Annotated in this window: 26 protein-coding genes and 1 tRNA gene; 14 read left to right on the forward strand and 13 right to left on the reverse strand. The window is 68.3% G+C overall.

Annotation, left to right across the window (positions count from 1 at the left end; translation table 11 throughout):
- Positions 1–77: 77 nt before the first annotated feature.
- Together JOD31_RS02185 and JOD31_RS02190 are read right to left on the reverse strand one after the other, a co-directional pair.
- Positions 78–755 (reverse strand): outer membrane protein, encoded by a 678-nt coding sequence (locus JOD31_RS02185; RefSeq protein WP_204948673.1) that lies wholly within the window; start codon positions 753–755, stop codon positions 78–80.
- Between the two features lie 122 nt (positions 756–877).
- Entirely contained in the window at positions 878–1,843 is a 966-nt protein-coding gene (locus JOD31_RS02190; protein ID WP_204948674.1) for an NAD(P)H-dependent flavin oxidoreductase, read from the reverse strand.
- A gap of 169 nt (positions 1,844–2,012) precedes the next feature.
- On the opposite strand from JOD31_RS02190, the gene JOD31_RS02195 reads away from it, so the two are divergent.
- Both JOD31_RS02195 and JOD31_RS02200 read left to right on the forward strand, forming a co-directional pair.
- Complete coding sequence (locus JOD31_RS02195; RefSeq protein ID WP_204948675.1) at positions 2,013–3,104, forward strand: ATP-dependent DNA helicase; 1,092 nt, start codon at positions 2,013–2,015, stop codon at positions 3,102–3,104.
- A 114-nt stretch (positions 3,105–3,218) separates the two neighbouring features.
- Positions 3,219–4,088, forward strand: a complete 870-nt coding sequence (locus JOD31_RS02200; RefSeq protein ID WP_204948676.1) for a quinoprotein dehydrogenase-associated SoxYZ-like carrier — start codon at positions 3,219–3,221, stop codon at positions 4,086–4,088.
- 144 nt (positions 4,089–4,232) lie between these two features.
- On the opposite strand, the gene JOD31_RS02205 is transcribed toward JOD31_RS02200, so the two are convergent.
- The 7 genes from JOD31_RS02205 to JOD31_RS02235 all read right to left on the reverse strand — a co-directional run bounded on the left by JOD31_RS02205 (position 4,233) and on the right by JOD31_RS02235 (position 9,103).
- Entirely contained in the window at positions 4,233–4,586 is a 354-nt protein-coding gene (locus tag JOD31_RS02205) for a hypothetical protein (RefSeq protein WP_204948677.1), read from the reverse strand.
- Complete coding sequence (locus JOD31_RS02210; RefSeq protein ID WP_204948678.1) at positions 4,583–5,287, reverse strand: hypothetical protein; 705 nt, start codon at positions 5,285–5,287, stop codon at positions 4,583–4,585. Before JOD31_RS02210 ends, JOD31_RS02205 begins: the two co-directional genes overlap by 4 nt.
- A gap of 135 nt (positions 5,288–5,422) precedes the next feature.
- Positions 5,423–6,106 carry a response regulator transcription factor gene (locus JOD31_RS02215; RefSeq protein ID WP_204948679.1) on the reverse strand — a complete coding sequence of 228 codons (684 nt, stop codon included), beginning with the start codon at positions 6,104–6,106 and terminating at the stop codon, positions 5,423–5,425.
- Positions 6,103–7,728 carry a sensor histidine kinase gene (locus tag JOD31_RS02220; RefSeq protein ID WP_204948680.1) on the reverse strand — a complete coding sequence of 542 codons (1,626 nt, stop codon included), beginning with the start codon at positions 7,726–7,728 and terminating at the stop codon, positions 6,103–6,105. The genes JOD31_RS02215 and JOD31_RS02220 overlap by 4 nt, the downstream gene beginning before the upstream one ends.
- A gap of 103 nt (positions 7,729–7,831) precedes the next feature.
- On the reverse strand, positions 7,832–8,089 hold the full coding sequence (locus JOD31_RS02225) for a histidine kinase (RefSeq protein ID WP_204948681.1): 258 nt from the start codon (positions 8,087–8,089) through the stop codon (positions 7,832–7,834).
- A 58-nt stretch (positions 8,090–8,147) separates the two neighbouring features.
- Positions 8,148–8,585, reverse strand: coding sequence for a cupredoxin domain-containing protein (locus JOD31_RS02230; RefSeq protein WP_204948682.1), 438 nt, complete (start codon positions 8,583–8,585; stop codon positions 8,148–8,150).
- Positions 8,586–8,878: 293 nt separating this feature from the next.
- A complete protein-coding gene (locus JOD31_RS02235) occupies positions 8,879–9,103 on the reverse strand; it encodes a hypothetical protein (RefSeq protein ID WP_204948683.1) in 225 nt (74 codons plus the stop codon).
- Positions 9,104–9,488: 385 nt separating this feature from the next.
- Here JOD31_RS02235 and fae point away from each other — a divergent pair, with 385 nt between their 5' ends.
- Complete coding sequence (gene fae, locus JOD31_RS02240; RefSeq protein WP_020184978.1) at positions 9,489–10,001, forward strand: formaldehyde-activating enzyme; 513 nt, start codon at positions 9,489–9,491, stop codon at positions 9,999–10,001.
- Positions 10,002–10,240: 239 nt separating this feature from the next.
- Here the strand turns inward: fae and JOD31_RS02245 are convergent, their stop codons facing one another.
- The gene (locus JOD31_RS02245; RefSeq protein WP_204948684.1) at positions 10,241–11,554 is read right to left on the reverse strand and encodes an OmpP1/FadL family transporter; all 1,314 of its coding nucleotides are present in this window, start codon (positions 11,552–11,554) and stop codon (positions 10,241–10,243) included.
- Positions 11,555–11,856: 302 nt separating this feature from the next.
- Here JOD31_RS02245 and JOD31_RS02250 point away from each other — a divergent pair, with 302 nt between their 5' ends.
- A complete protein-coding gene (locus JOD31_RS02250; RefSeq protein ID WP_204948685.1) occupies positions 11,857–12,705 on the forward strand; it encodes a fumarylacetoacetate hydrolase family protein in 849 nt (282 codons plus the stop codon).
- Between the two features lie 129 nt (positions 12,706–12,834).
- Positions 12,835–14,634, forward strand: coding sequence for a calcium-binding protein (locus JOD31_RS02255; protein ID WP_204948686.1), 1,800 nt, complete (start codon positions 12,835–12,837; stop codon positions 14,632–14,634).
- Positions 14,635–14,718: 84 nt separating this feature from the next.
- Here the strand turns inward: JOD31_RS02255 and thiD are convergent, their stop codons facing one another.
- Entirely contained in the window at positions 14,719–15,534 is an 816-nt protein-coding gene (gene thiD / locus JOD31_RS02260) for a bifunctional hydroxymethylpyrimidine kinase/phosphomethylpyrimidine kinase (protein WP_204948687.1), read from the reverse strand.
- 49 nt (positions 15,535–15,583) lie between these two features.
- Positions 15,584–15,658, reverse strand: a tRNA-Val gene (locus tag JOD31_RS02265).
- 145 nt (positions 15,659–15,803) lie between these two features.
- Between JOD31_RS02265 and JOD31_RS02270 the strand changes: the two genes are divergently transcribed.
- The 3 genes from JOD31_RS02270 to JOD31_RS02280 all read left to right on the forward strand — a co-directional run bounded on the left by JOD31_RS02270 (position 15,804) and on the right by JOD31_RS02280 (position 17,773).
- Positions 15,804–16,631 (forward strand): isochorismatase family protein, encoded by an 828-nt coding sequence (locus JOD31_RS02270; RefSeq protein WP_246482306.1) that lies wholly within the window; start codon positions 15,804–15,806, stop codon positions 16,629–16,631.
- Positions 16,632–17,284: 653 nt separating this feature from the next.
- Positions 17,285–17,527 (forward strand): hypothetical protein, encoded by a 243-nt coding sequence (locus tag JOD31_RS02275; protein WP_204948688.1) that lies wholly within the window; start codon positions 17,285–17,287, stop codon positions 17,525–17,527.
- A gap of 6 nt (positions 17,528–17,533) precedes the next feature.
- The gene (locus JOD31_RS02280; protein ID WP_204948689.1) at positions 17,534–17,773 is read left to right on the forward strand and encodes a hypothetical protein; all 240 of its coding nucleotides are present in this window, start codon (positions 17,534–17,536) and stop codon (positions 17,771–17,773) included.
- Between the two features lie 50 nt (positions 17,774–17,823).
- On the opposite strand, the gene JOD31_RS02285 is transcribed toward JOD31_RS02280, so the two are convergent.
- A complete protein-coding gene (locus tag JOD31_RS02285; protein ID WP_204948690.1) occupies positions 17,824–18,789 on the reverse strand; it encodes a LysR family transcriptional regulator in 966 nt (321 codons plus the stop codon).
- A gap of 95 nt (positions 18,790–18,884) precedes the next feature.
- Here JOD31_RS02285 and solA point away from each other — a divergent pair, with 95 nt between their 5' ends.
- The 6 genes from solA (at position 18,885) to JOD31_RS02315 (ending at position 24,872) form a co-directional block, all read left to right on the forward strand.
- A complete protein-coding gene (gene solA, locus JOD31_RS02290; protein ID WP_204948691.1) occupies positions 18,885–20,090 on the forward strand; it encodes an N-methyl-L-tryptophan oxidase in 1,206 nt (401 codons plus the stop codon).
- A 106-nt stretch (positions 20,091–20,196) separates the two neighbouring features.
- Entirely contained in the window at positions 20,197–21,006 is an 810-nt protein-coding gene (locus tag JOD31_RS02295) for a transporter substrate-binding domain-containing protein (RefSeq protein WP_204948692.1), read from the forward strand.
- Positions 21,007–21,104: 98 nt separating this feature from the next.
- Positions 21,105–21,851, forward strand: a complete 747-nt coding sequence (locus tag JOD31_RS02300) for an amino acid ABC transporter permease (RefSeq protein ID WP_204948693.1) — start codon at positions 21,105–21,107, stop codon at positions 21,849–21,851.
- Positions 21,848–22,696 carry an amino acid ABC transporter permease gene (locus JOD31_RS02305; RefSeq protein ID WP_204948694.1) on the forward strand — a complete coding sequence of 283 codons (849 nt, stop codon included), beginning with the start codon at positions 21,848–21,850 and terminating at the stop codon, positions 22,694–22,696. Before JOD31_RS02300 ends, JOD31_RS02305 begins: the two co-directional genes overlap by 4 nt.
- Before the next feature lie 14 nt (positions 22,697–22,710).
- A complete protein-coding gene (locus JOD31_RS02310) occupies positions 22,711–23,481 on the forward strand; it encodes an amino acid ABC transporter ATP-binding protein (protein ID WP_210341290.1) in 771 nt (256 codons plus the stop codon).
- Positions 23,481–24,872 carry an MmgE/PrpD family protein gene (locus JOD31_RS02315; protein WP_204948695.1) on the forward strand — a complete coding sequence of 464 codons (1,392 nt, stop codon included), beginning with the start codon at positions 23,481–23,483 and terminating at the stop codon, positions 24,870–24,872. The genes JOD31_RS02310 and JOD31_RS02315 overlap by 1 nt, the downstream gene beginning before the upstream one ends.
- Positions 24,873–24,984 lie beyond the last annotated feature (112 nt).

Below are 24,984 nucleotides of genomic sequence, written 5' to 3' on the forward strand. Positions count from 1 at the left end.
CCTACCGATTCCGGGCTTGAATACGAAAAGGCCCCGCAGCGAACTGCGGGGCCTTTTCAATTCAGCCGACTAAGAGCTTACCAGCCGAACTTGTAAGCGACGCCAGCCATCACGCGGTGCTCGGTGTAGTCGCTCTTGACGCGAACGCCGCCGATATTGAACTTGTCCTTACCGAAGTCGGAGTAACGATACTCGGCGCGGACAACGACATTATCCGTGACGGCCGATTCGACGCCGCCGCCGACAGTCCAGCCGACAGCGGTCTTGCTGTCCTTGCCGATACCCGCGACGCGCAGCTCGCGGTCGGCGTAGGCCACACCGGCCGCGCCGTAGACGAGGAAACGGTCGAACGCGTAGCCCAGACGAGCGCGGGTTGCGCCGGTCCAGTTGACCTCGTTGCGAGCGCGCAGCAGGCCGCCGAAGACGGTCCGCTTGTCGTCCGCGTCGGAGTAGTTGAAATCGGTCTCGATGCCGATCACGACCGGCGAGCCGTCGAACTGGTAGTTGTAGCCGGCGTAGCCGCCGACGACGAAGCCGTCCGGGCTGGTCTTGATGTTGCCGAACGGGGTCCGGGACTTGCTGTCGCCCCAGCCGTAGCCGGCCTGAACGCCGACGTAAGCGCCGGTCCAGGTGAAGGACGGAACGGCGATCGACGGAGCCGGCTCATAAGCCGGGAGGTCAGCGGCGAAGGCGCCGGTGGCGAGTGCGGAGAGAGCCGCAGCCGAGACGGCGACGGCGAGACGGTGACGAAGCATAGCTTCCCCCCAAAAACGAGTGGAACGCAGGTGACCCCCGCGCTTGGCCACTGAAATGAGCGACGGACGATGAAAAGTCGAGCATCGTACGACGCGAAATTCAGCAGTGTGGCGAAACCGCATCACTCAAAGGCGCGCGCCGCGAGATCCGCCCGCGCTGCTGCATACTCTGCGCGCATACGGCCGACGACCGTTTCGACCGAGGGCGCGTCTGTGATGGCGCCGAGGCCTTGGCCTGCGCCCCAGACGTCCCGCCAGGCCTTTGCGCCGGTCGCTCCGAAGTTCATGGCGGTCTTGTCCACCTCCGGCAGCGCGTCGGGATCAAGGCCGGCGGCGGCGATCGAAGGCTTGAGGTAGTTGCCGCTCACGCCGGTGAAGAGCGACGAGGTGACGATGTCGCTCGCGGCGCCGTCGACCAGCATCCGCTTGTAAGCCTCGAGCGCATTGGCCTCCGCGGTCGCGATGAACCGGGTGCCGACGTAGGCGAGGTCGGCGCCCGCCGCCTGGGCCGCCAGCACCGCGCGACCTGTCGCGAGCGCGCCGGACAGCAACAGCGGCCCGTCGTAGAAGGCCCGCACCTCCTGCAGCAACGCGAACGGGCTGAGGGCGCCGGCGTGCCCCCCAGCGCCTGCGCAGACAAGGATCAGCCCGTCGACGCCTGCCTCCAGGGCCTTCTTCGCGTGCCGAACCGAGATCACATCGTGCCAGACGACGCCGCCCCAGCCGTGGACGGCCTCGACGACTTCGTTCGGAGGCCGCAGCGAAGTGATGACGATGGGGACGCGATGCTCGGCGCAGGTTTCCATATCCTGTTGAAGACGGGCGTTGGACGCGTGGACGATCTGGTTCACGGCGAAAGGCGCGACCGGCTGATCCGGATGCGCATCCGCATGGGCGTCGAGCTCGGCGCGGATGCGCGTGAGCCAGAGATCGAGCTGGCCCTGCGGCCGGGCGTTCAAAGCCGGAAAAGAGCCGACCACCCCCGCCTTGCACTGCGCGACGACGAGCTCCGGCCCCGAGACGATGAACATCGGCGCCGCGACCACCGGCAGGGCGAGGCGCCCTTCGAGCACGTTCGGAATCGGCATGCAGATCTCCCGCTCGGACGCCTTCTACGGGCGGCTCGTCTGTTCGCGGATCCAGCCATATCCCGGTTCGGCCGGCGCGGGCCAGAGCCCGTAACGGCTGCGCTCGCCGGCGCGGCCGACTCTGCTACAACGCGTCGATCGTCACTGCCCCCGAGGAGGCGCAAGGTTCGTGCGGTGGTCCCCCCAGCAGGATGAGGCGCTCGCCTCCGTGGCCGATTGGCTGAAGCGGCCGCGGCAGCAGGTCTTCCGCCTGTTCGGCTACGCCGGCACGGGCAAGACCACGCTCGCCCGGCATCTGGCGGAGGATCTCGACGGAGACGTCGCCTTCGGCGCCTACACCGGCAAGGCCGCCCTCGTCATGCGCTCGAAGGGGTGCGAAGGCGCGACCACGATCCACGCCATGATCTACCGCCCGCGCGGCGGCGACGAGGAAGGCCCCTCCTTCGCGATCAACCGCGACGGCGCCGCCGCCAAGGCCGACCTGATCGTCGTGGACGAGTGCTCGATGGTGGACGAGGAGTTGGGCCGCGACCTGCTGTCGTTCGGCACCAAGGTGCTGGTGCTGGGCGATCCTGCGCAGCTGCCGCCCGTGAAGGGCGGCGGCTTCTTCACCGAGGCCGAGCCCGACGCGATGCTCACCGAGGTTCATCGCCAGGCGGTCGACGACCCGATCATCCGCATGTCGCTCGCGATCCGCGAAGGCGGGACGCTGGATTACGGCCCCTACGGCGAAAGCCGCGTGGTGACGCGACGGGAGATCACGACCGAAGACGTGACCTCGGCCGACCAGGTGCTAGTGGGCCTGAACAAGACGCGAAAGCTCTACAATGGCCGCCTGCGGGAGCTGAAGGGGCTGCTCGACCCCCTGCCCGCCGTCGGCGACAAGCTGGTCTGCCTCCGAAACGACAAGACCAAGGGCCTGCTGAACGGCGGCGTGTTCCAGGTGCAGCGGCTGAAGTCGTCGGACGCGACGCGGGTGAAGATGGACCTCAGCCCGGAGGACGATCTCGGCCGCAAATCCGTCTCGGTGAGCGTGCTCAAGGCGTTCTTCGAAGGCGACGCGGAGGCGATCCCCTTCGCCCAGCGTCGGAAATCGGACGAGTTCGACTACGGCTACGCGCTCACCGTGCACAAGGCGCAGGGCTCGCAATGGGACGACGTGGTGCTGTTCGACGAGAGCTACGCCTTCCGCGAGCACCGCGCCCGGTGGCTCTACACCGGCCTGACGCGCGCCGCGAAGCGGGTCACGGTGGTGCGCTGAGAAGCGTTTAAGCACTTCGGCCAGTCATCCGACAGGCGCATCGTTTCGTAGTATCGTGCGGTAGGAAACAGACCAAGACACGCGCAAGGCGTGCGTTCGCTCCGGGAGATTACGATGTCCACGCGCCTGTCGCCCTCCTCGTCCTCTGCTCGCCGCTTCCGTCGCGGCGCTTACGCGCTCGCGGCGCTCGGCTGCGTCGCCACGCTCGCCGGCGCGCCGGCGCGCGCGGAGGACACCGACAAGACCTTCGCCACCTTCAAGGACGACGCTTTCGGCGCCCGTCCGATCGAGGCGGACAGCCCGCTCGTCATCCTCGATGCGCCCAAGCGCGCCGAAGACGCCGCGGTGGTTCCGATCGACGTGCAGGTGAGGCTGCCCGACAACGATCCGCGCAGCATCGCGAAGGTGACCTTGATCGTCGACGAGAACCCTTCGCCCGTCGCCGCCACCTTCGCGCTTGGACAGAAGCGGCAGGAGTTCGGCCTGTCGACGCGGCTGCGCGTGAACGCCTACTCCTCGGTTCGGGCGGTGGTGGAGACCGACGACGGCAAGCTGCACATGGCCGCGCGCTTCGTGAAGGCGAGCGGGGGCTGCTCCGCTCCCGCCCTCAAGGACGAGGATCAGGCGCTGGCGCATCTCGGCGAGATGAAGTTCCGGCGCGTGACCGAGAAGGCCTCGGAAAAGCCGTCGGAGGCGAACGCCGGCATGTCGCAGGCTCAGCTCATGATCCGCCACCCGAACTTCTCCGGGCTGCAGATGGACCCGATCAGCCGGAGCTATGTTCCCGCCCGCTTCGTGAACCACATCGTGGTCAAGCAGGGCGAGGAGACGGTGTTCACGATGGACGGAGGGATCTCGCTGAGCGAGGACCCCGCCATCTCGTTCACCTACCCGACCGGCAAGGGCGGCGTGACGGTGGCCGCCAGCGACACCGAAGGCGTCCAGTTCACCGGCGCGCTCGATCAGAAGAAACCGGGCTCGTAATCGAGGCGTAAGACGCCTCGTCAGGCGCGGGGGCGATCACCCCGCGACCTGCGCCAGTGATCTCGGCGAGAGCGCCCGGTTGGAAGCGCTGCAAGGGAACGAGCGTCAGGGGCGCCCGCCGACCCGGCCGATCCCGTCCGAGGCTTACGGGAAACACTTCACCTCGGCTTCCGCCTGCGCGCGGCGCATGGTGGAGACGACGTCGCGAAGCTGCCCGGTCGAGCGGAACACCTCGGACGACTGACCGGCGACCTTGTTCATCCGCAGAACGGTCTCGGCCTGCTCGTATTCGGCGAAGGGCAGGATGGTCGCGATCGTGTCGATCGAGCAGGAGCAGCGGTCGAGCGACTCGCGGGTCTGCCCGTTCGCCGCCATGCAGCCGAAGATGTAGTCGGCCTTTTCGGCCGTCGGGTAGTCCTCGCCGACGCCCGCCTGCGCGGCGCCAGCTCCGGCCGCGCAAAACAGCGCGGCCGCGATCAGCGAAACCTTGAACGTCATGGCTTGGCTCCCGATGCGTCCTCTCCGGTGACCGTCAGGGTCTCCACGAGCAGCGGCGTCGTCGCGCCGGCCTTCGGCGTGACCGTGTGGATGGCGTAGAGGCCGCCCGGCACCTTGTCCGAGTAGGTGATCTCGTAGGTCCGGTCGGCGAAGTCCTTGAGCTTCGCGCGGTTCGGGTCATTCACGAACGGCGTCACCTTGATCGACCAGGCGTCGATCGACTGGCCTTTGTAGTCGACCTTCACCTCTTCGACCTTTTCGGCCGACGTCAGCGCGTCGCGGATGCGGGCGCGGATGTAATAGGGGCTGCCGCCGAGCACCTTCTGCATCTCGACCACGTCCTGCTCGAGCAGGACCAGCACGACCGGATTGTAGGTGGCGGGCATAGGCCCGAACGAGCGCGCCTTCAGGCCTGAGAAAAGCTGGACCACGGCCGCCTTGCCGCCGTCGCGCGCGTCATCCGGCTTCACGACGTTGAGCGTCACGACGTCCTCGAACGACGGCGCGAGGTTGGTGTCGGCGGCGACGCGGGAAAACCGGTAGGAGATCGACGCGCCTGGCTCGAACGTCTCGAGGAAGGGCTGCTCGAACACCAACTGCTCAGGGGTCGGCGCGGCCTGCGCCGCGGACCCGAACGCCCCCGCGAGCATCAGGGCCAACGCGCCGGCGCCGGCGAAACGCCGGCGTACTGACTTCGACATCTTGAACGCTTCCCTTGCCAGGAGCTTCTCGCACGGTCGATCGAGCGGGCTCCGTGTTCTCAGAATACGCTCATTATGGCCCGTTGGATGCTCCGGCGCCATGCCGGGGACGCTCGGCAGATGGGAGGGGCGCGGTCAGTTCGGGGCGTACATGAAGCCGCGGCCGCGCACCGTGACGATCAGCCGGGCGCCGTCGGTCGTGGCGTCGGCGAGCTTGTGGCGGAGGTACCCGATGTAGACGTCGACCACGTTGAGCGAGGCGCCGCCATGCCCCGCCCACAACGCGGCGAAGATGTCGGCGCGGGCCAGCGGCTCGCCGGCGTGGCGCATGAGCAGGGCGAGCAGGTCGACCTCGCGCTCGGTGAGACGGGTGGAGCCCTCGGCGCTGGTCGCGACCCGGGTTTCGAGATCGAGATCGAGCGGGCCGACGACCAGATGGCGCTGGTCGGCGCCGTCGTTCTCGCGGCGCAGCTCCTGGACCTTCACGCGCGCGAGCAGCTCTTCGAAATCGAACGGCTTCACCATGTAGTCGTCGGCGCCGGCGAGCAGGCCTTCGGTGCGCTCGGAGACGCTGGAGCGCGCGGACAGCATGATGATCGGCGCGGTCTGGCCCGCGGCGCGGAGCGCCTTGCACACCTCGATGCCCGACCGTCCGGGAAGCATCACGTCGAGGATGATCGCGGCGAGCGGCTTGCCGGAGGCCGCCGCCAGCGCGGAGTCGCCGTCGGCCACCAGCTCGACGTCATAGCTCTCGGCCGCGAAGCCCCGCCGCAGCACCGAGCCGATGTCGGCGTCGTCTTCAACGATCAGAATGGTCATGAGCGTGCTCCGATCACGAGGCGATGCGTCAATGCAGGAAGGCGGATGAGAACGGTGGTGCCCGAGGCGCGGCCCGGCGAAGCCGTGCGGCTGTCGATTGTGATGGTCCCCTGGTGGCGCTCGACCACCCAGCGCGCCAGCGCGAGACCGATGCCGAAGCCGGATCCCTCCCGCTCGGACCCGCCGCGGTAGAACCGCTCGAACACGTGAGGAAGATCGTCCGCGGGAATCCCCTCGCCGTCGTCCGAGACCGCGATGGTGACGGCCCCGTCCGAATCGATCCCGCCGATGAGGCGGACCGTGCCGCCATAGGCGGTGTGGCGCAACGCGTTGGCGATCAGCGCCTCCACCACCTGGCGCAGCCAGTCGGCGTCGGCCTCGACCTGCAGATCGAAGAGCGGCAGCTCGGCGGCGAGCGCCACGCCCCGGGCGCGGGCGCTGGGCTCAAGGCTGGCGCGGGCGGTGGTGATCAGGTCGTTCACCGAGAGCGGCTCAAGCTCAAGTTCGAGCTGTCCGCTTTCCGAACGCGCGACCCTCAGCAGGTCCTCGACCCGCCGGTGCAGGCCCTTGGCGCGCCCCCTGATCTTGGTCAGCGCCGCGGTCAGGTCTTCGACCCCGCCCTTGGTGCGCAGCGTCACATCCGCCTCGCCCAGGATGACCGTCAACGGCGTGCGAAGCTCGTGGCTGACGTCCGTGAAGAAGCGGCGGCGCGCACGGTCGGCGTCCGTCAGCCGCTCGTTCGCGCCCCGCAGTTCCGCCGTGCGCTCGTCCACGATCTCCTGAAGCCGCGCCTGCGCCTCGATCAGCCGGCGTTCGCGCCGGGCGAGCTGCGCGGCCATGCGGTTGAAGCGCATCATGGCGAGACTGAGCTCGTCGTGACCCCGCACCTTCAGCCGGATGCCGCTTTCGCCGCGGGCGATCTCTCCGGCCGCGGCGGCGACGTCGGAGATGCGCGAGACCAGCGGTCGCGCGATGGCGCGGTAGAGCACGAAGGCGAGCAAGGCCGCGAGCCCGGCGGCGATCGCCGCGCCCGGCACCAGCGCGGAGCGCAAGCCCGCCATCGCGGCCTCCGCCTCGCGGGCGGTGGCGCGCTCCTCGCCGATCGCCTGGGACAGTCCCGGGCCGAAGCTCGCGGCGAAACTGTCGAGGGCGACGCGCAGACGCTCCACGTTGCCGCCCTGCCCGTCCCGCGCGTCGCGGATCGACTGCAGGGCCTGACGATCGAGAAAGTCGAATCGGCCGCGCATCTGCGCGAACACGCGGCTGCGGGCCGCGACCATCGTCGCGCCCTGCTCGTCCCTCGCCCTCGCCACTGCGCGCGCGAGTTCCTCGTCGAGCCGGACGAAGGTCTCCTGCACCCGCTTGCGCGGCAACGACAGCCGGTCGGGCTGGCCTTGCGATTCCGTGGTCTGAAGCGCGACGAGCGCGTAGTCGCCCACCCGCCCTGAGATCGCCGACAGAAGCTCGAGCCGGCGCTGCGCGGAGGCGAGCTCCTCCACATGATCGTCCGCCACTTTGAACGTGAGGGCGACCGCCAGCCCAGCCGCCGCGGTCGTCAGCACCGCCGTCGCGAGCAGCAGGGCCATGCGGACCCGAAGCGATCTGAAGATCGAGCGCCACATCCGGCGGACGCCTTCTGGAGAGCCGTCGGCGCGGGGCCGCCGGCGGTCCGGGGGAGCGATGGGACGGGGCGCGGACGCCTCCGTCCCTGTGGAACGCGTCACTTTACTTGGCTCCGAGCGCCTTCTTGGCGTCGGCGACGGCGTCGAGGCACTCGTCGTATTCCTTTTCGCCCTTCTCGCGCTTCGCGACCCGCAGAGCGGTCTTGAGCGCGTCGGCGACGGGGGCCGGATGGGTCTTGGCCTGCTCGGCCTCGATCATCACAATCCCCTCGTCGCACTTGGAAGCGTCGTCGGCGTAGGCGGCGCCCGCGCCGAGCGTCATCGCCGCGATCGTCGCGGCCAGAGCCGTCATTCTCGTCATGCCAGTGGTTCCTTCCCTCTCGCAAATCGGCGCTTGGCGCGCCTTGTTCTGAGCGCCCTCACGGCTTGACCTTGAAGGTTCCCGTCATGCCGCGGGATTCGAGGCCGTCGATCCACCATTTGAAGTCGCCGGGACGAATCACGACGAATTCGATGCGGATCGCGCCGGCGTCGTCCCACTCCAGATGGTGCGGCGCGCCGGGTCCGTGGATCTCGAGGTGGTTGATCACGATCTGGTTGATCCAGATGTGGCGAAACAACTCCGGCGAGAAGAACTTGTACTCCTTGCCGCCCTTGGAGACGATGTCGAGCTGGTACGCTTTGCCCGACTCGAGTTCGTAGTCTTTCTGGCTTACGGCGTAGTCGCTGCCGTTCTCCTCGCCGAGGACAAGATCCGGAAGCGTCGTCCGGCCCTTGGCGAGGTCCACCGCGCCCGCCGGCGCAGCCGCGAGGCCGAAGGCGATCGCAGCCGCCGCAGCGGCCAATCTCTTGAGCATCGTTCTCTCCGCGTTGGTCCGCTTGAGACGCGGACATGTCGTTGGGATCCAAGATCCGTCGCCAAGACCGGAGACGAAACGTCACCCTTCCACGGAGGCCCGACGCGCCGCGCCGCCCGGATAGCTGCATCCCACGCCACGACGTCGTCGGTCGAAAGACCAAGACGCCATAACGGCGGGGCGCAGCATCGAGCGTGTCCCGTCCCAGTCTTGGACTACAAGACTAACCACGAGAAATAACGTCGTCCACTCTTCTAAGTATTATTCTTTTCTTATGATGAAGAGCTTACGGCTCAGTTTGCGCCGATCTTGCGGTCGAGCGCCGCCGCGCGCGACGCACGGCCGCACTGCCACCGCGCGACGCGCCAGTCGGGGTTGGTCTCGGACCATTCCGCGATCACGGGAACGGCGCCGGCCATGCACATGCGGGGATCGGTCAGTTCATAACCGACCGCGACATGCTCTTCGCGGCAGGTGTCCGGGGACGCAAGAAGGCACACCATAAGGACGAGATCCATCGCTCAGGCTCCCTTTGGGGGCGGCGCGCCACAGCGCCGCCCTACGCGCGGGAAACCCAAGAGGGTCCCCCTCGGAAACCTCAGTCTACGCTTATTATTTTGCGTTGCAACAACGACATGCTGCAACGCGATGACAGTTGGCGGGCGATTTCCGGCTCCGTCGAAGCGGCAGGTCGTCGCGTGCGGCATATGGGGCGCTCCCTAAGAAGCGCTTGCGGTCGCCGGGAAGTCCCGACTAGTGTGCGCGCCGCATGCCCCTGCATGGCGCTATCGGGTCAACCGGTTCGGCTCCCACCGAACGCAGACGCAAAGATAGCCTAGGGCATCGGTCGGCGCGCCCATTGGGGGCGCCGGCTACACCATGGCTTAACCTGGGAGGATGCTTATGGCGAAGATCACCAAGACCCTGATCGGCGAGTCGCTCGTCGGCGACGGCAACGAGGTCGCTCACATCGACCTGATCATTGGACCGCGCGGCTCGACCGCCGAGTCGGCGTTCGTGAACGCTCTGACCAACAACAAGGACGGCTTCACCTCGCTCCTCGCGGTGGTGACCCCCAACCTGCTGGCCAAGCCGAACACGATCCTGTTCAACAAGGTCACCATCAAGGACGCCCGTCAGGCCGTCCAGATGTTTGGCCCGGCGCAGTACGGCGTCGCCAAGGCTGTCGTCGACTGCGTCGCCGACGGCACGATCCCCGAGGACGAAGCCGACGACCTGTTCATTTCGGTCGGCGTGTTCATCCACTGGGAAGCTGCTGACGACGCCAAGATTCAGCAGTACAACTACGAAGCGACCAAGGAAGCCCTCAAGCGCGCCGTCGCCGGCGAGCCGAAGGCCAAGGACGTCGTCGCCCAGTCGGCGACTGCGAAGCACCCCTTCGCTTCGAACGCGTAGAGCGGAAACCACCCTGGACAGACTCCGCCTGCAGCAAAGCCTCCAGGCCTGCTCCAGCGGTTGGCCGCGATCTTATTTGGTAAATAAGTAAGACTGACGGCGACGGCTCGAAGCGCAAGCTTCGGGCCGTTTCCTTCTTCTGACGCTCGCCGCGGCGCTGACGCGTCCCGGCGGTTCCACGAAAAAGGCCCCCGACGTTTCGCCGGGGGCCTTTTTTAGTCTCGGGCGTCTGATCCGTCTCAGTACTTCGTGACGAGCACGGGAGCGGCTTCGCCGCCGAACTTGTAGCGCACGGAGGCGGAGACGATGTGGACGTTGGACTTCGAGGTCGCCTCAAAATTGAACGGCAGCGGGGCCGGCAGTTCGACGTCGATCTTGGACCGGCCGGGCACGAACACGTAGGAGTAGCCGAGGTCGAACGACAGCCGGTCGGAATAGTTGTAGGCGCCGCCCGCCGACAGCCACCACCGGTCGTCGTCCGGCAAGCGGACGTCGCGGTTTTTGTTGGTGATCGGCGAGAGTTCGTAGCCGACGCCGGCCCGCCCCGTGAACTGCGGCGAGAAGGCGTACTCCGCGCCGGCCGAGAAGAACCATCCGTCCTCGTACTCGAACGGGAGCGAGGTCAACGTCGCGCCGCCGTTACGCGCCTTGACGTTGATCGTGCCCAGACGGCTCCAGTTGGTCCATTCGACGCCGCCCAGGATCGTGAGGTCCGGCGTGATCGCCTGCCGCACGCCGACGGAGACCGTCTCCGGCAGGGTGACGTCGGCGTCGATCTTCGAATCGCCCTCCGGCGTCTTGAGCTTGCCTTCGAGCTTGTGCTTGATCGCCGAACGGAAGCCGACGCCGATCGACGTTCCCTCCGCGGGCGTCACCGTGAAGCCTGCGGTGAAGCCGAAGCCCACGTCGTCCCCGGTCAGCGTGGCGGACGGCGACGTCGGCAGCAGGCCGGTCGCGCGCCGCAGCCGGATGTCGAAGTACTGGATCTGCACGCCGCCGGCGATCGACAGCCAATCGGTGAGCGTCACGCCCAGCGTCGGCGAAACATTGACGGACATGACCTTCGACGAGCGGGCCAGAACCTGCCCGCCCCACGCCCCGTGCGGGTCCGTCACCAAACCGAAGGGGGACGTGACGGCCAGACCGACGGCGACCTTGTCGCTGATGCGATAGGCGTTGTAGCCGGCGGCCAGGAGCGCGCCCTGCCCGATGTCGCCTGAGTCGCCCGTGGCGCCGGTTCCGCCGGTCACGGCGCCGATGTTCCTCCTGGTCGCGTCGCTGACGTCGATCTTCGACGACGGGAACACGCCGGTGACGTGCTGCTCGCTTTGGAAGGTCGTGACCTGGTTCACGACCGCCGGGTTCCAGAACATGCCCGAAATCGAGTCGCCGCCGCCCGCCGCCATGCCGGCGAAGGACATGCCCTGCCCGGTCGCGCTCTGCTCGCGGAGGCCGAACGCGCCAGCCATTGCGCTCGACGAGGCGCCCGCAAGGAGCGCTGCGGCGACGCTCGCCATGACGATGCGCCTGTGGCGGATAGGGGTCACGACCATGAGCATTTCCTCGACGTAGGGCCGACCCTGCGAAAGAGCCGGTCGTTGATTCCGTCTCGCTGGACGGTGTTGGTCGAGCGTGACGCGGTCGATTCCAACGGACAACTATCGCGCTCTATTTTCGCCGCGGTTTCGCCGCAGGAGTGGCAAGCGAGCACCACATTTCGCCCGCCTCGAACGTTTCGCTGTCGAAAGTCTAAGGCTGCGGCGCTATTGCTTGCCGCCGCGCGGCTCCAGCCGCATGATCCGCGCGCAAAAGTTCAGGCGACGCACAACGCGCGCTGATGAAATGAGGAGACGTCATGAAGCTTGTGCGATTCGGTCCCGCAGGCGCTGAGAAGCCCGGCATCATCGACAAGGACGGCGCGATCCGCGACCTGAGCGGGATCGTTCCCGACATCGCCGGCGAGGCGCTGACCGTCGCCGGGCTCGACAAGATCCGCGCGGTCGATCCCGCCTCTCTTCCGCTCGCGCCCGCAGGCGCTCGGCTCGGGCCGTGCGTCGGCGGCGTTCGCCATTTCGTCGCGGTCGGCCTGAACTACGTCGACCACGCCCACGAAACCGGCCTTCCCATTCCGGAGGAGCCGATCCTGTTCAACAAGGCTCCGAACTGCATCGTCGGCCCCAACGACGACGTCGTCCTGCCCAAGACCCACCAGAAGGTGGACTGGGAGGTCGAGATCGCCTTCGTCATCGGCGACAGGGCGGAAAACGTCGCGAAGGACGGCGCGCTCTCCCACGTCGCCGGCGTTTGCATCTGCAACGACGTCTCGGAGCGCCACTTCCAGGTGGAGCGCGGCGGCCAGTGGATGAAGGGCAAGGGTTGCCCGACCTTCGGCCCGCTCGGACCCTGGCTCGTCACGCTCGACGAGATCCCGGATCTTCAGAACCTCGGCATGTGGCTGGACGTGAACGGCAAGCGGAAGCAGACCGGCTCGACGTCGACGATGATCTTCGACATCCAACATCTCGTCAGCTACATCAGCGACTTCGTCACGCTGGACCCCGGCGACGTCGTCACCACCGGCACGCCTCCCGGCGTCGGCATGGGCATGAAGCCGCCGCAGTACCTCAAGGCCGGCGACGTCGTGAGCCTCGGCATCGATCTTCTGGGCGAGCAGCGCCAGACCGTCGTCCCCTACGGCGGCTGACCCCGGCGACGTCGGCGACAGCGGTATCTGCTGTGTCGCCGGCGCGTCATGCGTGAGCACTAGTTTCCACGGCGCTTGAATGAATCGACGCCCGTCGCTCAGACGGGCGCGAGCGCATGGGGACACATCATGACGGCCTATTCGGTCGCGACCGGCGACACGCTCGCCGCGCGCCTCACCATGGCGGGCGGCGACACGCTGCAGGTCGACGGAACCTTTTCGGTCGCGACCAACGCCCAGACCGTGCGGTTCTCGACCGCGCCGGACGGCGCCGAGATCCACAACGACGGCCTGATCGAGAACACGGCCTCGGGCGGCCGCGCCATCCGATTCGAGACGGCCGTCGGCTCGGATCTGACCGCTCTCATCGACAACGAAGGCCGCATCCTCGCCGTTGACGACGCGATCCAGATCCAGGCGGGAACGGTGAGCGCCGGCACGCTGACGATCACAAACGGCGTCCACGGAAAGATCATTTCCGCGGAAGGTCAGGCCCTCGATCTGGCGTCCGCCAGCGGGGAGTTCCTCGCCGACATCGACAACGCCGGCTCGCTGGCGTCGCGGATCTCCGACGGCGTCCGGATCGCCGGCGGCACACAGCTCGTCAACAGCGGCGCGATCCGCGGCGGCGCCGCGGCGGGCTACGTTCAGGGCGCGGACGGCGTGCAGATCGAGGACGGAGCGGGCGGGCTCGTCTTCAACGCCTCGGGCGGCGTCATCGTCGGCGACCGTCACGGGATCAACGCGGGCGAGGACAGCTCCCTCGGAGCGATCAACGAGGCCGGCGGATCGATCGTGGGCCGGAACGGCTCGGGCATAGGGTCCGACGGCGCGGGCCTTGTCGTCAACTATGGCATGATCACCGGGTTCTTCGCCGACGCCGCGGGCTCGGACGTCAACGGAACGACGCCCGACAGCGGCCCGGACGGCGTCAACGACGGCGATGGCGACGGGATCGATATCGACGGCGAGGCGACGATCCAGAACTACGGCCTCATCCGCGGCCTCGGCGCCGGCGGAACCGGGTCCGACGGCCTCCCCAACACCGCGGAGGGGATCGCCGCGGGCGGCGGCGACATCACGAACTTCGCCGGAGGAAAGATCTACGGCGCAGGCCTCGGGATTCTCATCGACGACAGCTCCCAAGGCGACGCGCCGTTCGAGACCACGATCGAAAACGCCGGCACGATCCAGGGCGGATCGAGCTACGCCATCAAGATCGTCAGCAACCTCGACGACGTCGTCATCAACAGCGGACGCATCATCGGCGGCGGCGGAAACGCCATCCTGTTCGGGTCCGGCGACAACGTGCTTGCGATCGACGCCGGGTCCGCCATTCGCGGCCTGAGCGACGGCGGCGCCGGCGACGACGCGCTCGACTACTCGCTCTATGGCGCCGGGGCCCGCGTCAATCTGGAGACCGGCCGCGCCGTCGGGACCGGCGGCGTCACCGCTTTTGAGACGGTCGTGGGGTCCGACTTCGGCGATTCCATCACCGGCGACGCAACGGCGAACACGCTGTTCGGCCAGAACGGAAACGATCGTCTGTTCGGCGGCGCCGGCGACGACACGATCATCGGCGGAGACGGCGCCGATGTCCTCCGGGGCGACGGCGGCGCGGACACCTTCGCCTTCGACGTTCTTCCCCTCGTCGACGAACAAGACCGCGTCGTCGATTTCACCCATGGCGAAGACGTCGTCGCCTTCGACTCCAGCGTCTTCACGGCCTTGTCCGCCGGCGCGCTGACCGAGGACGCATTCACGCTCGGGTCCGAAGCGACGACCCTGGACCAGCGGATCGTCTACGACGCGCGCACGGGGCGTCTTTTCTACGACGCGGACGGCTCCGACGAGGCGCAGGCCGCGGTGCTGATCGCCACGCTCACCGGCAAGCCGACGGTCGACGCCTCCGACATCCTGGTGGTGTGACGCCAACGCCCAGGCGGCGGCCGTCGCGCGACGGCCGCCATCGCACCAACAGGGCGCTGACCGTTCGAGCCTGCGACGGCGAGGTCAGCGGCGCTGGGGCCACCAGGCGTGGAAATGATGCACCGGCCCGTGGCCGGCGCCGATCGTGAGTTCGTCGGCCGCGGCGATCGCCGCGCTGACATAGGCCTTCGCGCTCGCGACGGCCTCGATGAGGCTGCGGCCTTTCGCGATCTCCGCCGCGATGGCGGAGGACAGGGTGCAGCCGGTGCCATGGGTGTTGCGTGTGACATGGCGCTCCGCCACGAAGCGCGTCACGCCGCCGTCTTCGTCCACGAGGACATCGACGCTGTCGGCGCCGTCCGCGTGGCCGCCCTTCACGAGCACCGCCCGCGCGCCCAGCGCCTGCAGCGCCCGCCCCTGCTCGGCCATCTCAGTCTCGTCACGGGCCACCGCGCCGCCCAGCAAGGCGGCGGCCTCCGGCAGGTTCGGCGTCAGGAGACGAGCGCGGGGAATCAGCCGGCGCTTCAGCGTCTCGACCGCGTCCTGCTGCAGCAGCCGGGCGCCTGAGGCCGCGACCATGACGGGATCGGCGATCACCTCGACGACGGCGCGCGCTTCGAGAGCGGCGGCGATCGCCTCGATCGTCGCGCTCTGCGACACCATCCCGATCTTCACGGCGCCGACCGCGAGGTCGTCGAACACCGCGTCGATCTGCGCGGTCACGAAGGCCGCCGGCGCATCGTGGATGGCCGTCACGCCCCGGGTGTTCTGCGCGGTGAGCGCCACGATCACCGACGCGCCGTAGACGCCGAGCGCCGAGAAGGTCTTGAGGTCGGCTTGTACCCCTGCGCCGCCCGACGAATCGGAGCCAGCGATGGTGAGCGCGATGGGCGTGATCATGCCCATCTCTTAGCCGCGCTCGTTATGCCGTTAAAGCTCGAAGAGAAAGTGGTGCCCGAAACAGGGATCGAACCTGTGACCCCACCCGTGTGAAGGGTGTGCTCTCCCGCTGAGCTATTCGGGCGCCGAAGCGGAACGGCCGTCGTTTACGCCGGATCGAATGAGATTTCAATCGCTGTCGCGCGCGAAGTCCGCGCGATCGGCGCGGAGCCATGTCGAAGCGTCGCTCGTCGCCGGTCTCTGGGAGCCGCCTTCCTGCGGCGGGACGCATGGCGCCAGCCCTCACGGGCGCCGCCCCGCTTGGGATTGACCGGGGCGCGCCGTCGGTCGACCGTGGCGCCATGAGCGATTTCCTGTTCGAACTCCGCGAGCGCCTCCCGGTTTCAGCCACAGCCTATCCGCTTCCGGAGCGCGCCGGCCTCATCATCGTGGACGTCGTCGCCGGGTTTTGCTCCGTGGGCGCGGGGCCGCTCGCGCCCGTCGCGCCGGACGCGCAGATCGGCGGCATGGTCGCGGCGGTCGCCGAGACGGCGCGGCGCTTTCTCGACGCCGGACGTCCCGTTTTCGCGCTGCTCGACACCCACGAGCCCGGCCGGCCGGAGCCGCCCTACCCGCCCCACTGCGAGCGCGGCAGCGGCCAGGAACGGCTCGTCCCGGAGCTTGGCTTCCTCGAAAGCGCGCCGCGCGCGACGCTGCTGGAGAAGGACGTCATCAACGGCTTCGTCGGCGCGATGGCGAAGGACGGCTCGAACGCGCTGGCGGACTGGATCCTCGCCAACGACCTCGAGGCGGTGGTCGTCGTCGGCATCTGCACCGACATCTGCAACCTGGACCTCGTCGTGACGCTGCTGTCCGCCCGCAACCACCATCACGGCGACGCCCCGATGCTGGGCGCGCTTCGAGACGTCGTGGCCTACACGCCGGGCTCGGCGACCTACGATCTCCCCGCGGCCACGGCCCAGGCCCTCGGGCTGCCGCCGACGGCCACGCATCCCCAGGCGGAAACCCAGCACATCGGGCTTTATGTGATGCAGGCGCGGGGCGCGATCATCGCCGACCAGTTGACGTACTGGCCAACGGCGCCGTCAACGACTTGAATTCGCCTTGGCCGCATGTCATATGAGCGTTATCGGATGGTCCAGGCTTCGAACGCGGAAGCGTTTGTCATACGCCGGTCGCCCGACACTCTCATACATCGGACAGGCGCTGCTCCTCGCAGCTTCGTGCGCTGTCCGGCAGTTTCGGCCCGCTGACTCAAAAGCTTCAGCGGCCAAGGGAAAACAATGAAAAAGACTACGAAAACTCTTCGCGCCAGCGAGCGCAGCCATCGCCGCGTCCATGCGGCTCCCACTCCTACGACCTCCACAGCGGCTTGGGCTCCCGAGCCCTGCGGCCTGTCGCGCGCCGAAATGCGCGTGATCGTCGCCGAAATGCTCGGCTGAACGACGGACCCTGACGCCCGCGAGCCTTCGCCGGCGTCCACACTGAAAAGACGGCGCCCTTTCGGCGCCGTCTTTTTTTGTCGATCTGACGACCCGCGACGCACGTCCGCCGGATCGCCCTTCCCACGTCAGGTTAAGCGTCAGCTCGCTGACGCTTACGGGGCGTCCGGATGCAACCGACGTCTTCCCGCCGCATTGTCGCCCAATTTCGTTTTTAACCCTCAGTATATTCAGTATATAATTCTGATCCTCGCGCTTAAGTCGAATTATGTGCTGAACTTTCCACAGTCACAGCGATAGGAGACAAGATGCGAGAGCTTAATGTCAACGAGCTGGACGCCGTGTCCGGCGGCGCCACGACGATGGAATACGCAGCAGGAGGGATCGGCGGCGCGCTTGCAGGCTTCGGCGTCGGCGCCGGCGCCGGCGCGGAGATCGGCGCGATGGTCGGCGCGGTCGGAGGCCCGGTGGGTGCGGTGGCCGGCGGCCTCGTCGGCTTCGGGATCGGCGCGGTCGGCGGCTTCGTCGCGGCCCACTACCTGTCGGAGTGATGATCCATGCGTGAACTGGACATGACCGAACTCGACGCTGTCGCCGGCGGCCAGAGCGCCACCGGCCTTGGCGTCGCGATCGCCGCCGGCGGCTTCTCCGCCGGCATGGGCGCCGGCGAGATGGGCGCGATCATCGGCACGGCGCTCGGCGGACCCGCCGGCTTCGCGGCGGGCGCAGCGATCGGCGGCGCGGCCGGAGCGATCGTCGGCGGCGTGATCGGCGGCCTAGCCTACATGCAGCAATAGACCTTCAGGAGGCCGTGGCGCGCGACGCCGCTCCGCGGCCTCCCGAAACGTCAGGCAAGCGCCAGGCTCTCTGACGTGAGCCATGGGACCATGACGCTGATCTGCGGCAGCGCATGGGAGCGCGCCACCGCTCGGGCGACGTCGGCGATCCGCGGCGCCAGAGTCTCCAGATCGCCGCGCCGCATCGTCAGCAGCAGGTCGCGCGAGAAGCCGGGGCCCGGCAGCGGCAGGGCGACGACCGCCGCGGCGTGCGCCAGCCCTTGCAGCAGGCAGAGCGGCGTGGTGATGGCGACGCCCATGCCGGTCGCGACCATGGCGACCAGCGCGTCGGACGTGTCGAACTCGAAGGCGCGCGGCGGCCTCAGTCCCATGCGCTCGAGGTGGCGCTCCACCTGCCGCCCGGCGTGGGAGCGGGCGCTGTGCCGCACCAGCCGGCGGCTCTCCAGCACCTCACGCAGGGTCAGCGTGCGAAGCTCGTCCGCAGCGCCTCGGGGGGCGATGAGCACATAAGGCTCCCGGAACAGCAGAATCCGCTCCATGTCCGCGAGCCCCTCCATCGGGTCGCAGGTCAGCGCGGCGTCGATCTCCCGCCGCATCAGCGCCTCCGCGTGCGAATGCGCGAGGCCCGACCACGCGGTGACGCTGAGCGCCAGGGCACCGTCCGCGAGCTCCTTCACAATGCGCGCGCCGATGGTGCCGGCGAGCGAATCCACCAGCCCGATCCGAAGATCGATCCGACCGGGCAATTCGGCCGCGGCGCGGGCGTCCGCCAGCAGCGACGCGGCGTCTCGCGCAAGATCGTGGGCGCGGCTCGCAACCATGCGGCCCACGGCAGTCGGCGTGAGCGGCCGCCGGCCGCGGTCGAACAGCGGCGCCCCTATCAGCGCCTCGGCGCGCCTCAGCGCCTGCGAGGCGGCGGACTGGGTGACGCCCGCCCGTTCGGCGGCGGAGGTGACGCTCCCGGTTTCGGCGATCGCCGCGACGAGCTGCAGGGTTTTCAAGTCCAGATCCAGCATGCCGTATCATAAGCTGCATGCATGCTGTTCGGTAGTTTGACTTCATATAATCGTTTACGATTGCCGATAGGCCACCATCATGGTCGTCTGAGGGCATGACCGATATTTATGCATCTCCCCCTCCCGGAACGCCCGAACGCGTGCAGGTGGCCGTCGTCGGCCTCGGCGCGATGGGCGCGGCGGCGCTTTACCAGCTCGCGAAACTCGGGACCGACGTGATCGGCATCGACCGCTTCGCGCCGCCCCATACGCTGGGTTCGAGCCATGGCGAGACCCGCATCACCCGGCAGGCTGTCGGCGAAGGCGCGGCCTACGCGCCGCTCGTGCTGGCCTCCCATCGCATCTGGCGCGAGCTGGAAACGGAAACCGGCGAGAGCCTGCTCGAGGCCTGCGGCGTGCTGGTGATCGCTCCCGGCTCCGGGGGCTCCTCGCACCACGGCAAACCGGACTTCGTCGCGCGTTCGATCGCGACGGCGGAAGAGTTCGGCATCCCGCACGAGGTGTTGGACGGGGCAGCGGCGCGGCGGCGGTTTCCGCAGTTCGAGGGCCTCGCGGGCGACGAGAAGGTCTATTACGAGCCCGGCGGCGGCTATGTGCGCCCGGAGCGCTGCATCGCCGCGCAGCTGGCGCGCGCCGTCGCGCTTGGGGCGCGGACCCGTCTCGACACGGAGGTCACCTCGATCCGGCAGGAGGGCGACGTGGTCCGCATCACCACGGCCGGCGGCGACGTGCTTGCCGACCAGGTGGTGGTTTCGGCCGGGGCCTGGACCGCTCCGCTGCTCGGCGCGCCGTTCGATCGTCTGCTGACCGTCAACCGTCAGGCGCTGCACTGGTTCCGCCTCATTCGGCCGACCGATTACGGACCCGGCGCGCCGGTGTTCATCTGGATGCACGGGTCGGGAGACGAGGAATACCTCTACGGCTTCCCGCCCCTGCCCGGCGACGATCGCCTGAAGGTCGCGACCGAACAGTACGGCGTCGCCACGACGGCGGAGGCGATCGACCGCACGGTCGCCGCGTCGGAGTCGGCGGCGATGCATCGGACCCATGTCGCCGGCCGTCTTGCCGGCGTGACAACCGAGGTCGCGAACGCCGCGGCGTGCCTCTACACGGTCACGCCTGACAACGGTTTCATCATCGACCGCCATCCGCGGCAAGATCGCGTCATGGTGGTCTCCGCCTGCTCCGGGCACGGCTTCAAGCATTCCGCCGGGATCGGCCAGGCCGTGGCCGAATCTGTGGTCGGAGCGCCCAGCGGCTTCGACCTCACGCCGTTTTCGCTTGCCCGCTTCGGCGCCTAACCGCAGCATGGCATGCCAATTGCTCATCCCCCGCACGATCGTTCCTTCGCAACGACCGTATTCCCCGGGGCCCCTCGCCCAAGCTTCCGCACAAAGGCCCGCTTCCATGCGCAAGACCCTCGCTCTCATCATCGCCGCGGCGATCGCGCCGTTCGCCGCGCAGGCCGCTGACGGCGTCGACGCCATCAAGCAGCGCGGCACGCTCATCGTCGGCGTGAAGGCGGACTACAAGCCCTTCGGTTTCCGCGATCCGAGCGGCGCAGTCATCGGCATCGAGCCGGATCTGGCGGCGGACGTCGCGAAGCGCCTCGGCGTCAAGCTGGAGCTGGTGCCGGTGGTCTCGTCGAACCGGATCGAGTTCCTGCAGCAGGGCAAGGTCGACATGCTGATCGCGACCATGTCCGACAAGCCGGAGCGTCGGAAGGTCGTGCAGGCGATCGACCCGCAGTACTACTCGGACTTCGTCAACGTGCTGCTGCCGAAGAAAGCCGGCGTGAAGGACTGGAACGAGCTCAAGGGCAAGCCGCTCTGCGCCACCTCGGGCGCCTGGTACAACAAGGACATCGCGCGCACCTACGGCCCCGAGATCGTCGCGTTCGACGGCTCGGAGAAGCCCCTGTTCGCGCTGAAGCAGGGCAACTGCGTCGGCTACGTCTACGACCAGACCTTCATCCAGGGCCGCCTGCTGGACGCCGAGTGGAGCACGGACTTCGAGATGCCGCTGAAGGGCGTGCTCGACGCGCCGTGGATCATGGCGGTGGCGCTCGGCAACGACAGCCTCAAGACCCTTCTTGAAGAGACCACCAAGGACTGGATGAAGACCGGCTTCATCGTCGCCGAGGAGAAGAAGTACGGCATCGAGCCGACCGAATACTCCAAGGCGATGCACGAGAAGATGAAGAGCGCGACCAACTGATCGGCTGCGCGGCCGGGTTCTCGCGAGAGCCCGGCCGCGCTCCGTTCCTGATGTAACGAACGCGGCGCGCCACGGCGAGCCCGCAACCGGATCGCGCAATGGACGTCATACCGGCCTGGTTCCAGAACCTCTACGAGACGACGGGCCTCAACTTCACGGTTTTCTACGACGCCTACGACTGGAACCGCTACGTCAATGGGCTGAAGACCACGCTGGTGCTGGCCGTGGTCACCATCCTCGTCAGCCTCGTGATCGGCGCGGTCGGCGCCTTGCTGCAGAGCGCTCCGTCGCGCGTCGTCCGGGGGGCGGTCAACGCCTTCGTGGTCGTCTTCCGCAACACGCCGCCGCTGGTCCAGATTTTCTTCTTCTACTTCGGCGTGGGCGCCGTGCTGCCCGCCGGACAGGACCAGTTCGGCCTGCGCCAGCCGATCATCGACAACCTGCAATGGGCGATCATCGCCCTGTCGCTGTTCGCGGGCGCCTTCAACGTCGAGATCTTCCGGTCCGGCATCGAGGCGGTGCCGAAGACGACGGTGGAGGCGGCGGAAGCCCTCGGCTACACGCGGATCCGGGCCTACCTCTTCGTCATCCTGCCGCTCGCGCTGCGGGTGTGCCTGCCGGCGCTCAACAACAACCTCGTCAATCTGCTGAAGACCACGACCCTCGCCTACGCGATCGCTGTGCCCGAGACGCTCTATGCGGTGAAGCAGATCTGGTCGGAATCGCAGAACGTGCTGGAGATGATGCTGGTGCTGTTCGTCACCTACGGCGTGCTGGTCGGCCTGCTCGTCTGGATCATGCATCGCTGGGAGAAGGCGCTGCGCATCCCGGGATACGGCCGATGAGCGCCGAGCCGAAGACGGGCGCGCCCCTGGCCGTGCTGCTGCCGTTCAAGGTCGAGACCACCCGCCTGTCGGCGCCGCGGCTGGCGCCTGTCCACGCCGCGCTGTTCGGCGTGGGGCTCGCGCTTCTGGCGGGGACGGCCTGGGCGCAGTCGGGGGCCGCGCAGCTCTCCCCGCTCGAGGTCATCGTGAAGTGGGCGCCGCTGCTGCTCAGCGGCTTCGTGTTCAACATCCTGATCTCGATGGTCGCCATGGCGCTCGGCACCGCGGCGGGGCTTGGGCTCGGCCTCGCCATGCTGGCGCAGAACCCGCTTCTCGCCCGCGTCGCCTGGGCGCTGACCCAGTTCTTCCGCAACGCGCCGTGGCTGGTGCTACTGTTCTTCGTGATGTTCCTCGTGCCGTTCCAGGTCACGATCTTCGGCGTGCGCATCCCCCTGCCCGACTGGGCCAAGGCGACGGTGGGCTTCTCGCTTCCCGTCATGGCGAACGTCGCGGAGATCGTCCGCGGAGCCGTCCGCTCCGTGCCCTCGACGCAGTGGGAGGCGGCGGAATCGCTCGCCTTCACGCCGCGGCAGATCATGTGGCGGATCATCCTGCCGCAATGCGTGAAGCGCATGCTGCCGCCGTGGATGAACCTCTACGCGCTGGTGGCCATGGCCACGGTGCAGGCCTCGATCGTCGGCGTGTCCGAGATGCTGACGCTGACCGCGCAAGTTCACACCGCAGAGGGCGGCCGGCCCGAGCTGTTCGCGCCGCTCTACGGCTTCGCCCTGCTCTGTTTCTTCCTCTACTGCTACCCGATCGACCGGTTCACCGCCCGGCTCGAGCGTCGGTTCCAGATCCGCTGAAAGCCTCAGTCCCCATGGCCGCTCCGACCGTCTCTCCCCCCGTCTGGACGCCCGATCAGCCGATCGTCCAGCTGATCGACGTTCACAAGTCCTTCGGCTCATTCGAGGTGCTGAAGGGCGTCAGCTTCGACGTGAAGAAGGGCGAGGTGATCTGCATCATCGGCCCCTCCGGCTCCGGCAAGTCGACGCTGATCCGCTGCATCAACGCGCTGGTGCCGGTGAGTTCCGGCACGATCCGGGTGGAGAACATCGAGGTCGCCGACCCAAAGCTCGACAAGCTGGCGCTGCGCCGGAAGGTCGGCATGGTGTTCCAGCAGTACAACCTGTTCCCGCACAAGACGGCGCTGCAGAACGTGATGATGGCGCCAATCCACGTGCTCGGTCAGGACAAGCGCGAGGTCGAGGAGCGCGCCCGCGACCTTCTCAAGAAGGTGCGCCTCTCCGGCAAGGAAGGCAGCTATCCCGGCGAGCTTTCCGGCGGCCAGCAGCAGCGCGTCGCGATCGCCCGCTCACTCGCCATGCGGCCCGACGTGATGCTGTTCGACGAGGTGACGGCAGCGCTGGACCCGGAGACGGTGAAGGAGGTGCTCGTCACCATCCGCGAGCTCGCCGAGGAAGGCATGACCTGCCTGCTCGTGACGCACGAGATGAACTTCGCCCGCGACATCGCCGACCACATCTACTTCACCGATCGCGGGGTCATCGTCGAGCACGGCCCGCCCGCGACCTTCTTCACCGCCGCAAGCGACCCCCGCACCCGGGAGTTCCTCTCCCAGGTGCTGTGATGGCGGCCGCCCGGCCGACCGTCGCCGAGCAGGCCGCCGACTTCCTGCTCGGCCTGCGGCTCGAGACCCTTGACGCGGCGGTCGTCGCGGCGGCGCGCGAGGCGATCGTCGACTATGTCGGCGTCGCCCTCGCCGGCGCGCAGGAGCCGGTCGCCCGCAACGTCCGCGGCTGGGCCGCCACCCGCTCCCACGCCGCCGACGCCGCGGTGCTGGGCGCCGGCGGGTTGAAGCTCGACCGAGAGAACGCAGCGCTCTGCAACGCCGTCGCCGGCCACGCGCTCGACTTCGACGACACCAGCTGGACAACCATCGGCCACCCGACGACCGTCGTCGCGCCCGCGGCCTTCGCCGTCGCCGAATGCGTCGGCGCCTCGGGCGCGGACGCACTTGTCGCCTATGTCGCGGGCGTCGAGGTCGCCCACCGCATCGCCGAGCTGGCGATGCCCGAGGCGTCGGAGAACGGCTGGCACACGACCGGCGCGTTCTACGCCCTCGGGGCCGCGGCCGCCGCCTGCGCGCTGCTCCGGCTCGACCGCGCGACGACCGTCAGCGCGCTCGGCCTCGCCGCCTCGCGCTCCGGCGGCGTCCGCGCGAACTTCGGCACGCAGGCGAAGCCGTGGCACGCCGGGATCGCCGCCCGGAACGGCTTGGAGGCCGTCTCGCTGGCGCAGGCCGGCGTCACCGCCTCTCCCGCCTCGATCGAGGGGCCGGACGGCTTCGTGCGCTGCCTCGGGGGCGCGGAGGCCTTCGAGCGGCTTGGCGACCGCCCCCTGCACTTCGGCGCGCCCTTCGATCTCGCGGCGCGCGGACTGGCGTTCAAGCGCTACCCCTGCTGCAGCGGATCGCATCCGGCCTGCGACCTGATCGCGGACCTTGCGGCCGAGCACGGCTTTCGGGCGGCCGACGTCGTCGCGATCGATGTCGGCGTGAGCCTGCTGGCCAAACGCGAACTGGTCGCTCATGCGCCGACGACGCCGCAGGAGGCGCGCTTCTCCATGGAGTTCGCGCTGGCGGCGACCCTCGCCGCCGGTCCGCTGACGCTCGGATCGTTCACGGCGGAGACGCTCCGCGACCCCGAGGTCCGGCGCCTCATGGGCGCTGTGAACATGAGTCTCGATCCGGAGCTCGCCGCGCTTGGCTTCATCGGCACGGCGCCGGTCACCATGATCGTCCGGCTGGCCGACGGCCGGACGGCGGTGGGCGAACGCGACCTCGCCGTCGGCAATCCGGAACGCCCCATGAGCGCGCAGGACCACGCCGCAAAGTTCATGTCCTGCGCCGCCCGGGCGCTTCCAGACGGCGACGCCGCAGCGCTGCTGGAGCGGCTTCGGGCGATCGAGCGCGAGCCCAGTCTCGCCGCGCTCTGGGCGACGTCCCCATCGACGATGTAACTCTCGAGGGTTGCGCTGCAGCAGTCTCCCGCAGACGTTTTGCTGCGGCGCAGTATTCCGCGCGCTGGTCTTAAGCGCTTTCTCGCGCTAATCTTCCCATCGATACGTCTTG

It is taken from the genome of Methylopila capsulata, from assembly GCF_016907975.1.
GTDB lineage: Bacteria > Pseudomonadota > Alphaproteobacteria > Rhizobiales > Methylopilaceae > Methylopila > Methylopila capsulata.